The sequence below is a fragment of the Ruegeria sp. ABD4_443 genome, assembly GCF_056160865.1.
Map to the genome: position 1 here is coordinate 37457 of NZ_JBSWYA010000001.1, position 13125 is coordinate 50581.

Below are 13125 nucleotides of genomic sequence, written 5' to 3' on the forward strand. Positions count from 1 at the left end.
GTTGTTTATTTCCTAATCCTTACAGAAATTTTTCAGGCCCCACAATCATTAGACGCGGGCAGGTTCAAAGAATGAAAAAGCGCCGCGTTTGCGGGGCAGTGCGCCGGTTGCAGAAGCCGGGTCAACCGGCGAAAGGGCGTCAAAGATCGGCGTGAAATTCCTCGATCAGGTGTTTGACGACCGCTTTGCCGGGATCCTGACCCGCAGCCGCAGCCTCGGCGTGCACCCGCCGCTGGCGGGTGGCCGAGGTGCCGGTTTCGGCAACCTGGCGCAACCGCGCAAGTTCCGAAAGGGTGCCCAGAGCCTCGGCATCTTCGGCCAGCATCCCCATCAATTCGCCGATCAGTTCGGGCATCGGCTTGATAGACCTGTCGCCAAAGTCGATCAGGCCTTCGCCAACGCCATAGCGCTGCGCGCGCCAGCGGTTTTCGCCGATCAGGGACCGGTCATATTGTCGCCAGCGCAGATTGCGATCTTTCAGGCGGCACAACATGCGGGACAAGGCCTGCACCATCGCAGCCAGCGCCAGGGTGTGTTCCAGGCGGGGCTGCACATCCATGATACGGGTTTCCAAAGTTGGAAACTGGTGCGATGGGCGCAGGTCCCACCAGATTTTCGAAGTGTCCTCGATCACGCCCAGTTCGACCAGAATGCCAGTTGTCCGTTCATATTCAGCCCAGCTGCCGAATACCGGGGGCAGCCCTGTCCGGGGCAGGTTGTCAAAGACGGTCAGACGATAGGATGACAGGCCGGTATCTTCGCCGTTCCAATAGGGCGAGGATGTCGACAGCGCCAGCAGATGCGGCAGGAAATAGCTGAGTTGCGGCATCAGATCAGCACGCAGGGCAGGGTCGGCGATGCCGACATGGACATGCATGCCGCAGATAAGCATGCGCCGCGCCACGCCGCCCAGCGCGTGTTGCAGTGCATCGTACCGTTCCTTGCGGGTGTGGTGCTGGTCCTTCCAATTGGCAAACGGGTGGCAGGACACGGCGATTGGCGCCAGGTTGTATTCGGCCGCCCGTTTCGCCACGCAGGTTCGCAACCGTTTCAGGTCTTCGCGCGCGCCGGCGATGGTGGTGTGCGGGCGTGTGCCCACCTCGATCTGGCATTGCAGGAACTCGGGGCTGACCTGGCCTTCGAAATCGGCCTGGCAGGCCTCCATCAGGGCGGCTGGCGCTTCGGCAAGGTGCAACCCGTCGCGATCGACCAACAGGTATTCCTCTTCGATACCCAGCGTGAATTCCTGCTGCATATGCGGACCTCCCGTTCTTTGGCCCGATCAGTGAATACGGAAATTGGCTTTTTGCCAAGGGTTTGGGGCAGGGGTTCTTGCGCAGCCCGCACAACCGGCGGTAAGGAGCGAGGAGAAAACCGCCCAAAAACGGAGAGCGCCGTGAAACCCAGGAAATTTCCCCGGATCAATGCCGTTTTGGACCGCGTTGGGGTCAAGCTGATCGACAAATGCACCGAGCGTGAGGAACGCGACCGGCTTGAAGCCTTTGAACGGGCAGGCGGGTTGACCCGCCCGGCCTATGCCCTGTCGCCGGGGATGGAGACCTTTGATATTGGCGCGTTGACTGGCGAATACAAAACCCATGCGGCCGAGTTGGAGGCGTTGAAAGATCCTGCGCGCAACCAGACCGGATATCGCCCCGGTAACGGCTATTACGACAGCCCGGACGCGGACGCGCTGTATCTGATGGTGCGGCGCCATAAGCCAAAGCACGTGATCGAGGTCGGCTGCGGAAATTCGACCCGCGTCACCCGGCAGGCGATCATTGATGGTGAACTGACCACGACGATCACTGCAATCGATCCCTATCCGCGGGCGGATATCGCGCATGTGGTGGACCGGTTCGAACAAAAACGGCTTGAGGATGTTGATCCGGCGCTGTTTTCCGAACTGGAGGCCGGGGACATCCTGTTCATCGATTCCAGCCACGTCGTCCGCATGAGCAACGATGTCGCGCATCTGTTTTGCCGGATCATCCCGGCCCTGAAGCCGGGGGTCGTGATCCATGTCCACGATGTGTTTCTGCCCTATGAATACCCCAAACGCTTTTTCTATGATTGTCCGGGGTGGGGCGAGCAATACATGTTGCATGCCCTGTTGCAGTCCGGAGCCTACGAGATGCTTTGGCCGGGTTATTTCCTGCAGCAGGCCCGCCCGGATGCGGTCGAGGCGCTGCCGTTTCTCAAGGACGGGCGCGCCCAAAGCATCTGGGTCCGCAAAATCTGAACCCGACAAAACAAAAGGGGCAACCTGCGTTGCCCCTTGTCATTCACAGTGTCGATTTGCGCCGGTCAGACCAGGCGCACCTTGGTGCCGATCTTGACCAGCGGGTACAGTTCTTCGACATGCTGGTTGTATAGCCCGATACATCCCGACGAGCTTTGCCGTCCGATCTTGCGGGTGTCATGCGTGCCATGCACCAGGTAGGCGGGCCAGCCAAGATACATCGCGCGGGTGCCAAGCGGGTTGTTGGGCACGCCGCCTTCGACGGTGGTTGGCAGCGACGGGTCGCGTTCCCGCATCGAAGCGGTCGGTGTCCAGCTTGGGTTCTCGCGCTTGCGCACCACTTCGGTATATCCGCGTTTGGTCAGTTCCTCGCTCATGGGAACCGAGCTGGGATACAGCTTGTAGGTGCCGTCCGGCCCCCAATAATGCACGGCGCGGCTGGTGATGTCAGCCAGAAGGCAACCCACACCCAATGCGTCGAAATGATCCTGCCAGCTTTGCTGTGAAAAAGACGAGATGTTCCGGCGTACCGGCAATTGGGTGCTGATGGCGTCTTCGTCCTGTGGAAACGCGTCCACACTTTGCGCGCGAACAAGGGCCGGAGTGGCGATCAGCGATGCCGCCCCGAACAGGGCAGAGCGACGGGTCATGCGAAACTGGGACAAGGGTGCCTCCGGGGATGTGCTGCTCGAACTGGAATTCGAGGGCAAAATATGGCGCTGGCCCCGCTAAATCCAGAGGCGCGCCCTGAATTTATCGTGAGATTTCGGGCAATCCGGCGCACCGGCATGTTTATGCCAAAAAAATCGGCCCGCGGGGGGCCGATTTCTGTGTTTTTTGCTGTCTTGCAGACCAGAGGCTTAGTCCATGGCCTTGAAGTTGAACTCGCCACCTTCCTTGATGCCCGACGGCCAGCGCGACGTCACGGTCTTGGTCCGGGTGTAGAACTTGAAGCTGTCCGGGCCGTGCTGGTTCAGGTCGCCGAACATGGATTTCTTCCAGCCGCCAAAGGTGTGATAGGCCAGCGGAACCGGGATCGGCACGTTGATCCCGACCATGCCGATGTTGACACGGCTGGCAAAGTCACGCGCGGTGTCACCGTCACGGGTGAAAATCGCGGTACCGTTGCCGTATTCGTGGTCCATCGCCAGTTTCAGAGCTTCTTCATACGAACCGGCGCGAACGGTCGACAGAACCGGGCCAAAGATCTCTTGCGTATAGATATCCATGTCGGGGGTGACATGGTCGAACAGATGCGGGCCGACAAAGAAACCGTCTTCATAGCCCTGCAGGCTGAAGTCGCGGTTGTCGACAACCAACTTCGCGCCTTGCTCAACGCCCGAATTGATCAGGCCCAGGATACGTTCCTTGGCGGCGGCGGTAACAACGGGTCCCATGTCGACATCATTGCCAGCGGTGTAAGGGCCGACCTTCAGTTTCTCGATACGCGGGATCAGCTTTTCGATCAGCGCGTCGGCGGTTTCTTCGCCAACCGGAACCGCGACCGAGATTGCCATGCAGCGTTCGCCTGCCGCGCCGAAACCGGCACCGATCAGGGCGTCAGCGGCCTGGTCCAGGTTCGCGTCGGGCATGACGATCATGTGGTTCTTTGCGCCGCCGAAACATTGTGCGCGTTTGCCGTTCGCTGTGGCGCGGCTATAGATATACTGCGCGATCGGGGTCGAACCCACAAAGCTGACGCCTTGGATGATCTCGCTGTCGAGGATGGTGTCGACGGCCTCTTTGTCGCCGTTCACGACCTGAAACACACCTGCGGGCAGGCCCGCTTCGACGAACAGTTCGGCCAGCATCAGCGGCACCGAGGGGTCACGCTCGGACGGTTTCAGGACCACGGCGTTGCCGCAGGCCAGTGCCGGACCAACGTGCCACAGCGGCATCATCGCGGGAAAGTTGAACGGCATGATCGAGCCGACAACACCCAGCGGCTGACGCATGGAATACATGTCGATGCCCGGTCCCGCGCTGTCGGTGAATTCGCCTTTCAGCATCTGCGGGGCGCCAATGCAGTATTCAACCACTTCCAGGCCACGCTGCAGGTCGCCCTTGGCATCGGGGATGGTCTTGCCGTGCTCGCGGCTCAGCGCTTCGGCCAGCTTGTCCATGTCGCGGTTCATCAGCGCAACCATCTTCATCATGACGCGTGCGCGTTTCTGCGGGTTGGTCGCACCCCAGGCCGGTTGCGCCGCAGCGGCGGCTTCGATGGCAGCGGTGGTTTCGTCGGCGCTGGCCATCGGGCATTTGTACTGAACTTCGCCGGTGGCGGGGTTGAACACGTCGTCGAACCGGCCGGATGTCCCGGCCTTGAGCTCTCCGTTGATGTAATGGGTCAGGTCTTGCATTGCTGGTTCCTCCGATGAATTTGAGGGCACAATAGGCTTGCAGAAATATATCGAACAGAGGCAATGTTTCAAAAGAGCTTTGCAAAAATGCAAAGATAAGATGGAAGGTCGAAGAAGGACGCCAGTAAATGACGCCGAATTGGGACGACATGCGCATATTCCTATCCGTCGCGCGCGAGGAAAGCCTTTCTTCTGCCGGACGTATTCTGAAAATCGACCCGGCGACGGTCGGTCGGCGAATCGCCCGGTTGGAGCAAGCCATGAACGCGGTGCTGTTTACCAAGTCGCAGCAGGGATATGTGCTGACACCTGCCGGCGAGCGGTTGCTTGAACACGGTTTGCAAGCCGAAGAAGCGATGCGCGCCGCGACCGGTGCTTTGGCCGGGGCCAGCAAATCGCTTAGCGGCCAGATTCGCATTGGCGCGCCGGACGGGTGTGCGAACTACTTGCTGCCGCAGGTCTGTGCGCGGATCGGAGAGGCCAACCCCGACCTGGATATCCAGATCCTGGCATTGCCGCGCATCATCAACCTGTCCCGGCGCGAGGCGGATATGGCGGTGACCGTCAGTGCGCCGACGGCGGGGAAATTGCTGGTGAAAAAGATCAGCGATTACAAGCTGCACCTTGTGGCAACGCGGGCCTATCTGGACCAGCATGACCCCATTCGCAAAGTCGATGACCTGTCGGACCATCGGATGATTGGGTACATACCGGACATGATCTTTGACCGGGAACTGGATTACCTCAACGACATCGGGATCGACCGGGTGGCTCTGGCCTCGAACTCGGTCTCGGTTCAGCTGCGCCAGGTCTCACAGGGAACCGGTATCTGCGTGGCGCATGACTTTACCTTGCCGTTTCATACCGGGCTGGAACGTTTTCTGGTGGATCAGGTCAGTCTGACCCGCAGTTTCTACCTGGTGCGTCACCAGGGCGACCAGCGAAATCAGCGATTGAACCGGTTCGCCGACGTGCTGTCCCGCGGCATCCGCGACGAGATCACCAGGCTGGAGGCCGAAGGTCTGGCTTGACAGCTTTCGTCAATCCGGCAACGTTTTGACTATCGTAAAGTAATTTCGGAGGTTTTACCTATGCTTGTTCAGGCCATTCTGAAATCAAAGCCAACAGATGGGGTCGTGACGGTCGAGCCGAATACGACCGTGTCCGACGCGGCGAAAATCCTGGCCGAGAAACGCATAGGGACCGTGGTGGTGTCTCAGGATGGCGGGGAGACGGCCGCCGGAATTCTGTCGGAACGGGATATCGTCCGGGAATTGGCCGCCAGCGGCAGTGGATGCCTGCAAGAACCCGTCAACGCCTATATGACCAAAGAGCTGGTGACCGCCAGCCGTCAGGACACCGTGCAGGACATCATGACCCGCATGACGGATGGACGGTTTCGCCACATGCCTGTGGTCGAAGACGGTCGTTTGGTCGGCATCGTCACGCTGGGCGATGTTGTCAAGGCACAACTGGCCGAATTGGCGATGGAAAAGGACGCCCTTGAAGGCATGATCATGGGGCACTAATCCGGGCCGGACCCGCCGCCGCCACTTGCACCTGCGGCAAGATTGTGTTTGCTTGCGCAGAAATATTGTTGCGCAGGAGGGCGTGATGAGGGTTGCATTATATCCCGGAACTTTTGACCCGATCACCCTGGGCCATATCGACATCATTCGACGGGCTGCTGCGCTGGTCGACAAGCTTGTGATCGGGGTTGCGATCAACCGGGACAAGGGTCCGCTGTTCACGTTGGAGGAACGGGTCGCGATGATCGAGGCCGAATGTGCCCATCTGACCGAGCAGACCGGAACAGAGATCGTCGCGCATCCTTTCGAGAACCTGTTGATCGACTGCGCCCGCGACGTGGGCGCACAGATCATCGTACGCGGCCTGCGTGCGGTTGCCGATTTCGAATATGAATTTCAGATGGTTGGCATGAACCGCGCGATGGACGATTCGATTGAAACCGTTTTCCTGATGGCAGAGGCCCGCCACCAGGCAATTGCGTCCAAACTGGTCAAGGAAATTGCCCGGTTGAACGGGGACGTGTCACGGTTTGTCACGCCCCTGGTCAATGATGCGTTGCGTGACCGCTTAGGATAGCGCGCCCATCGCGGCAGCCGTGTCCAGCATCCGGTTCGAGAAACCCCATTCGTTGTCATACCAGGCCAGAACGCGCACCAGGGTTCCGTCGGTGACCTTGGTTTCCGCCAGCGAAACGGTCGAGCTGTGGGAATCGTGGTTGAAGTCGATCGAGACCAGCGGACGGCTTTCCGCAGCCAGAACGCCCGGGATCTTGGCGGCGGCATCGGCGAACAGCTGGTTGACTTCTTCTTCGGTGGTGGGGCGCGAAACCTCGGCCACCAGATCGACCACGGACACGTTGGGTGTGGGGACGCGAATCGCCTGACCCGTCAGTTTGCCCGCCAGTTGCGGCAGAACCAGCCCAACAGCCGCAGCCGCACCGGTGGTGGTCGGGATCATCGACAGGGCCGCCGCACGCGACAGGTACGGGTCTTTGCCCGCAGTGTCATGCACAGGCTGGCTGGCGGTATAGGCGTGAACGGTGGTCATGTTGCCATGCAGGATGCCCAGCCCGGCATCCAGCGCAGCGGCAACCGGCGACAGGCAGTTCGTCGTGCAGGATGCGTTCGACACAACCGTATCAGCCGCCGTCAGTTCGTTGTCATTGACGCCAAAGACCACGGTCTTTACCGCGCCGTCGCCACGGGCAGGCGCCGAGATCAGCACTTTCTTTGAGCCGTTCTTGAAATGACGTTCCGCGGCTTCGCGGGTGCGGAACACGCCGGTACATTCCAGAACAACGTCGATATCGGACCAGGGCAGGTCCTCGGGGTTGCGTTCGCTGGTCAGCCGGATCGGACCTGCGCCGACATCCAGGCCGGCTTCGGTCAGGGTAACGGGGTTGGGGTAACGGCCGTGCACGCTGTCGAATTCGAACATGTGTGCGTTCATCTCGGGCTTGCCCAGATCGTTGATGGCGACGATCTCGACATCTGTGCGGCCGGTTTCCATAACGGCGCGCAAAACGCCGCGTCCGATACGTCCAAAGCCATTGATTGCCAGTTTGAGGGTCATGTTACGCTCCGTCTGATGAGCCGTGCGGCTTCGGTGAAAAACTAGTTAGCGCTAACAAATGCAGATGGGCGTAAAAGTCAAGCAAAACCTCTGTCAGCGCCAGAAGGCCAGCCAGTCCAGAAAGTCGAAAAGCTTCTTGCTCAGGAACAACAGGTTTTCCGCGCCGAAGACCGCATAGTCCAGCATGACCCCGCCGAGAATGAAAATCCCGAGCCAGATGGCGAGTTGATTGGTCATCATGTCCTCGAACGAAAAAGCCCGCCCAGATAACCTGAGCGGGCCAAGCTGTTCAAGCGGACAAGCGGGTGTCAGTTAAGGCGGCCCATCGCGGCGGCCACATCGGCCATGCGAACCGAGAAACCCCATTCGTTGTCATACCACGCCAGCACGCGCACCATCCGGTTGTCGACGACGCGGGTCTGGTCCGGCGCAAAGATCGAGCTTTCCTCGGTATGGTTGAAATCGGTCGAGACCAGCGGCGCGGGTTCATAACCCAGGACGCGTTGCATCGGGCCTTTGGAGGCCTCGCGCACAACGGCGTTGACCTCGTCCACGGTCACATCGCGCGCGGCGCGAAAGCTCAGGTCAACCGCCGACACGTTCGGTGTCGGGACGCGGATGGCAGAGCCGTCCAGCCGACCCTTGAGGTTCGGCAGAACTTCGCCAAGGGCCGCCGCCGCACCGGTGCTGGTCGGGATCATCGACATGGCCGCGGCGCGGGCGCGGTACAGGTCGCTGTGGCGTCGGTCCAGCGTGGGCTGGTCGCCCGTATAGGCGTGGATGGTTGTCATGATGCCGTGTTCGATGCCGATGCCTTCGTCCAGAACCTTGGCCAGCGGCGCCAGGCAATTCGTGGTGCACGAGCCGTTCGACACCATGTTGTCATTTGCGGTCAGCGTGTTGTGGTTGACGCCAAAGACGATCGTCTTGTCGACATTCGTGCCCGGCGCAGACAACAGTACCTTGCGCGCGCCGCGGTCCAGGTGGGTCCTGGCCTTGTGGCCGTCATTGAACTTGCCGGTGCATTCCAGAACGACGTCGCAGCCATCCCAGTCCAGCTCGTTCATATCGTAGGTCGAAAACATCTCCATCGGTCCGCGCCCCAGATCCATGGTGTTTCCATTGATCGAAACATCGCGCGGGAACCGCCCGTGAACGCTGTCATACTTGAGCAGATGCGCCGAGGTTTCCAAAGGTCCGGTTGCGTTGACCTTGATCACTTCGATGTCGTTCCGGCCCGAGGCGGCGATATGCGACAGGGTACAGCGGCCGATGCGGCCAAAACCATTGATACCGACCTTGATGGTCATCTGACGTCTCCAATGCGCTTGCGTTGAAGGCCATATAGCCGTGAATCGGAAATCTCAAAAGGGGAAAAGTGACATATTTTTAAGGTGTTAGCGCAAACCTGGGCCGATTGCGCTAACGCTTGCGCTAAGCGTGGGATCAGGTAGGGTCCGGTTGCGACCAGATGAAAGGAAAGGAAGCGGCATGAGCGGTCTGTTGGCCCTGTTGGATGATGTGGCGGGGATCGCCAAGGTTGCGGCGTCATCTGTGGATGATGTTGTGGCGGCTGCAGGCAAGGCCGGTGCCAAAACCGCGGGGGTGATTATCGACGACGCCGCGGTCACGCCGAAATATGTTCAGGGCTTTGCGCCTGCACGCGAATTGCCGATCATCTGGCGGATCGCGCGGGGATCGGTGTTCAACAAGATCATCCTGCTGTTGCCCGTGGCGCTGCTGCTGGCCAATTTTGCACCCTGGCTGATTACGCCGCTCTTGATGATCGGCGGCTCTTACCTGTGTTTCGAGGGCGCGGAAAAGATATTTCACGTCCTTTTCCCGCATGGCAGTCACGTCATCGACGAAGACATGAGCGTGCGCGATCCGGGCCATCTGGAGGAACAGAAGGTCAAGGGCGCGATCAAGACGGATTTCATCCTGTCGGCCGAGATCATGACTATCGCCCTGTCGGCAATCGAGGCACCGAACCTGTGGATGCAGGCCGCGACCCTGGCCGTTGTCGGCCTTGGCGTAACGCTGGCGGTCTATGGATCGGTCGCATTGATCGTCAAGATGGACGATGTTGGGCTGTTTCTTGCGCAGAACGCACCAACACCGGTTGGGCGGGGCCTGGGGCGCGGCTTGGTGAAGGCAATGCCGACGGTTCTGAAAACCCTGTCGATTGTTGGCACGGCGGCCATGCTGTGGGTTGGCGGATCAATCGTCATCCACGGGATGGAGGTTCTGGGCTTTGGCTGGCTTGGGCATCATATCCATGACTGGGCGCATGCTATCGGGCATTCGGTTTCCGAACAATGGGTCGGAGCCGCCGAGTGGATTTCGAAAGCTACGATGGACGGGATATTCGGTCTGGCCTACGGGTTTGTCCTGATCCCGGTTGCGACCAAGCTGATCGCACCTTTGCTGGGCGCATCCAAAAAACACTGACAGGATTTCAGAGTGACGTGAGGTCTGGGCTGGCTGGACGATCCAAGCCGACTAAGGTTCCATGCGATTCCTGAGTATGAGAAGAAGATGTCCAAGCTTAGCTTGTCCGAAGTTCTGAAGGCTGCCGAAAATACTGACGGTCGAATGTGCTATCCGGTTCCGCAGAACTGGATGCAGGGCAGAACCACCTATGGCGGTTTTTCCGCCGCCCTGCTTCTTTCCGCGGCCCGCGCAAGGGTCAGTGACCTTCCGCCGTTACGCTCGGCACTGATCAATTTCACCGCACCGATCGGGTCACCGCCGCTGATCGAAACCGAAGTTCTGCGGCAAGGCCGCAACGTGACAACCATCAACACCCGGGCCGAGATTGATGGCAAGGTGGCCGCGCTGGGGACATTTTCCTTCGGTCACGCCCAGAACAGCCACGTCGCATTCTCGTTTCCGTCGAAACCGGCGGCCGAGCCTGAGGCAACCGATCACTATTTTCCGCCGGACCTTCCGAAACCACCCATCGCGTTTCTGGAGAATTTCGAGGTTCGGTTGCTGGAAGGCGCGCGGCCATTCGCCGGGGCCGAGCGCGGGTATGTGCGCGTCTGGGCGCGTCACAAGGACGTACAGATGCGGGACCGGATTGAAGGGCTGATTGCTATTGCCGACCTGTTGCCGCCTGCCATCTTTCCAACTCTGAAAAAACCGGGCAACAACTCGTCAATGAACTGGATTTTCAACGTGCTATCCGAGGATATTCAGACCCGTGATGGCTGGTGGCTGATGGAGCATGAACTGACCGCAGGTCATGATGGATACAGCTCTCAGGTCATGCGGGTGTGGAATGCCGACGGCGATCTGGTCGTTGACGGGATGCAGTCGGTGATCATCTTCGTCTGACAAAAGCCCCGGCCGAAACCGGGGCTTTGTGCTTTCAGAGCCCCAGAAGTTCTTTGACCTTGGCAACGGTCGCTTCGGCGGTGATGCCGAAATGCTTGTAAAGCTCACCAGCAGGAGCCGAAGCACCAAAGCTCGACATGCCGATGAAACCTGCCTTGGCTTCACGTCCACGCTCGCCCAGCAGCCAGCGGTCCCAGCCACCGGCGCGCACGGCGGCCTCGATGCCGACGCGTACCGCGCCTGCGGGCAGAACGCGCTTGCGATAGGCTTCGTCCTGCTCGGCGAACAGTTCCATGCAGGGCATGGAGACGACGCGGGTGCCGATGCCTTCGGCTTCAAGCATCGCTTTGGCTTCCATCGCCAAGGAAACCTCGGACCCGGTTGCAATCAGGATGGCCTGACGCTTGCCCTCGGCCTCGGCCAGAACATAGGCGCCCTGCGCGGTCAGGTTCTTGCCCTTGTGCTGGGTGCGAACGGTCGGCACGCCTTGGCGGGTCAGCGACAGAACCGAGGGGCTGTCCTTGAAGGTCAGCGCCAGTTCCCAGGCTTCGGCGGTTTCAACGGTGTCGGCGGGGCGGAACACATAGGTGTTCGGCGTCGCGCGCGAAATCGCCAGATGCTCGACCGGCTGGTGGGTCGGGCCGTCTTCGCCCAGACCGATCGAGTCATGGGTCATCACAAAGACAGACGGTACCTTCATCAGCGCGGCCAGACGCATGGACGGGCGGGCATAGTCGGTAAAGGCCATGAAGGTGCCGCCATAGGGGCGAATACCGCCATGCAGCGCCATACCGTTCATTGCAGCAGCCATGCCGTGCTCACGGATACCGTAGTGGATGTAGCGACCCTTGCGGTTTTCGGGCAGGAACACACCCATATCAGCCGATTTGGTGTTGTTCGAACCGGTCAGGTCGGCCGAGCCGCCCACGGTCTCGGTCATGATCGGGTTCACAACGTTCAGAACCTTTTCCGACGAGGCGCGGGTGGCCAGTTTGGGCTGATCCTCCGACATCTGTTTCTTGAAGGAACGGATCGCACCGGCCAGTTTCTTGGGCGCTTCAAACGCATAGGCGCGATTGAACTCGGCCTGCTTACGCTCCGAGATTTGCGCGAAACGCTCTTCCCACGCGACACGCTCGGCGGCGCCACGGGCACCGATGGCTTCCCATGCCGATTTCACGTCGGCGGGGATTTCGAACGCGTCATGCGGCCAGCCATAGCCTTGCTTGGCGGCCTTGAGTTGTTCCTGATCCGTCAGCGCGCCGTGGCCCTTTGAGGTGTCCTGCGCCGCGTGGCCCAGCGCGATATGGCTTTCGCAGGCGATCATGGTCGGCTTGTTCGACTTTTTCGCCTGGACGATGGCCGCGTCGATCGCCTTGGGATCATGACCATCAATCTCGATCACATGCCAGCCCGAGGCCGCGAAACGGCGGACCTGGTCGGTACGGTCGGCAATATCGACAGTGCCGTCGATGGTGATGTTGTTGTTGTCCCAGAACACGATCAGCTTGCTCAGCTCGTGCCGTCCGGCCAGGGTGATCGCCTCTTGGCTGACGCCTTCCATCAGGCAGCCGTCGCCTGCAATCACATAGGTATAGTGATCGACGATCTTCTTGCCGTAATGGGCGCGCTGGATTTCCTCGGCCATGGCAAAGCCCACGGCATTTGAAATACCCTGACCCAGAGGGCCCGTGGTGGTTTCGATCCCGTCGACCAGGAAGTTTTCGGGGTGGCCTGCGGTTTTCGCACCCAACTGGCGGAAATTCTTGATCTCTTCCAGGGTGACGTCGGCGTGGCCTGTCAGATAGAGCAGCGAATAGACCAGCATTGAACCGTGGCCCGCCGACAGGATGAACCGGTCACGGTCCGGCCAGCTTGGGTTTGATGCGTCGAATTTCAGGTGCTTTTCGAAAAGCACGGTTGCGACGTCCGCCATGCCCATCGGCATGCCGGAATGGCCGGAATTGGCGGCGGCGACAGCGTCAAGGGTCAGGGTGCGGATGGCCGCAGCCTTGTCCCAGTGTTCGGGGTTGGCATTGCGCAGCGCAGTCAGGTCCACGGGCGTTGTTCCTTTGGATTACA

General features: G+C 60.0%; 13 protein-coding genes. 6 read left to right on the top strand and 7 right to left on the bottom strand.

Going from position 1 to position 13125, the window contains the following annotated elements:
- Positions 1-139: 139 nt before the first annotated feature.
- On the bottom strand, positions 140-1255 hold the full coding sequence (locus tag ACXAG8_RS00200; protein WP_475221254.1) for a carboxylate-amine ligase: 1116 nt from the start codon (positions 1253-1255) through the stop codon (positions 140-142).
- Between the two features lie 141 nt (positions 1256-1396).
- Between ACXAG8_RS00200 and ACXAG8_RS00205 the strand changes: the two genes are divergently transcribed.
- Positions 1397-2242 (top strand): class I SAM-dependent methyltransferase, encoded by an 846-nt coding sequence (locus ACXAG8_RS00205; RefSeq protein ID WP_475221256.1) that lies wholly within the window; start codon positions 1397-1399, stop codon positions 2240-2242.
- 65 nt (positions 2243-2307) lie between these two features.
- Here the strand turns inward: ACXAG8_RS00205 and ACXAG8_RS00210 are convergent, their stop codons facing one another.
- Both ACXAG8_RS00210 and ACXAG8_RS00215 read right to left on the bottom strand, forming a co-directional pair.
- A complete protein-coding gene (locus tag ACXAG8_RS00210; protein WP_475221257.1) occupies positions 2308-2892 on the bottom strand; it encodes a L,D-transpeptidase in 585 nt (194 codons plus the stop codon).
- A gap of 210 nt (positions 2893-3102) precedes the next feature.
- Complete coding sequence (locus ACXAG8_RS00215) at positions 3103-4602, bottom strand: CoA-acylating methylmalonate-semialdehyde dehydrogenase (RefSeq protein ID WP_475221258.1); 1500 nt, start codon at positions 4600-4602, stop codon at positions 3103-3105.
- 128 nt (positions 4603-4730) lie between these two features.
- Here ACXAG8_RS00215 and ACXAG8_RS00220 point away from each other — a divergent pair, with 128 nt between their 5' ends.
- The 3 genes from ACXAG8_RS00220 (at position 4731) to coaD (ending at position 6708) form a co-directional block, all read left to right on the top strand.
- Positions 4731-5633, top strand: a complete 903-nt coding sequence (locus ACXAG8_RS00220; protein WP_475221259.1) for a LysR family transcriptional regulator — start codon at positions 4731-4733, stop codon at positions 5631-5633.
- A 60-nt stretch (positions 5634-5693) separates the two neighbouring features.
- The gene (locus ACXAG8_RS00225) at positions 5694-6131 is read left to right on the top strand and encodes a CBS domain-containing protein (RefSeq protein ID WP_475221260.1); all 438 of its coding nucleotides are present in this window, start codon (positions 5694-5696) and stop codon (positions 6129-6131) included.
- Positions 6132-6216: 85 nt separating this feature from the next.
- A complete protein-coding gene (gene coaD / locus ACXAG8_RS00230) occupies positions 6217-6708 on the top strand; it encodes a pantetheine-phosphate adenylyltransferase (RefSeq protein WP_475221261.1) in 492 nt (163 codons plus the stop codon).
- Here the strand turns inward: coaD and gap (ACXAG8_RS00235) are convergent.
- The 3 genes from gap (ACXAG8_RS00235) to gap (ACXAG8_RS00245) form a co-directional block, all read right to left on the bottom strand.
- Positions 6700-7704: a type I glyceraldehyde-3-phosphate dehydrogenase gene (gene gap, locus ACXAG8_RS00235; RefSeq protein WP_475221262.1), complete on the bottom strand. Its 1005-nt coding sequence runs from the start codon at positions 7702-7704 to the stop codon at positions 6700-6702. The genes coaD and gap (ACXAG8_RS00235) overlap by 9 nt on opposite strands.
- Before the next feature lie 93 nt (positions 7705-7797).
- Positions 7798-7941, bottom strand: a complete 144-nt coding sequence (locus ACXAG8_RS00240) for a hypothetical protein (RefSeq protein ID WP_475221263.1) — start codon at positions 7939-7941, stop codon at positions 7798-7800.
- A gap of 71 nt (positions 7942-8012) precedes the next feature.
- Positions 8013-9014 (bottom strand): type I glyceraldehyde-3-phosphate dehydrogenase, encoded by a 1002-nt coding sequence (gene gap, locus ACXAG8_RS00245; protein ID WP_475221264.1) that lies wholly within the window; start codon positions 9012-9014, stop codon positions 8013-8015.
- Between the two features lie 181 nt (positions 9015-9195).
- Between gap (ACXAG8_RS00245) and ACXAG8_RS00250 the strand changes: the two genes are divergently transcribed.
- Positions 9196-10155 (top strand): DUF808 domain-containing protein, encoded by a 960-nt coding sequence (locus tag ACXAG8_RS00250; RefSeq protein WP_475221265.1) that lies wholly within the window; start codon positions 9196-9198, stop codon positions 10153-10155.
- Positions 10156-10242: 87 nt separating this feature from the next.
- Positions 10243-11043, top strand: coding sequence for a thioesterase family protein (locus tag ACXAG8_RS00255; protein ID WP_475221266.1), 801 nt, complete (start codon positions 10243-10245; stop codon positions 11041-11043).
- A gap of 34 nt (positions 11044-11077) precedes the next feature.
- On the opposite strand, the gene tkt is transcribed toward ACXAG8_RS00255, so the two are convergent.
- On the bottom strand, positions 11078-13102 hold the full coding sequence (gene tkt, locus ACXAG8_RS00260; protein ID WP_475221267.1) for a transketolase: 2025 nt from the start codon (positions 13100-13102) through the stop codon (positions 11078-11080).
- Between the last annotated feature and the right edge of the window lie 23 nt (positions 13103-13125).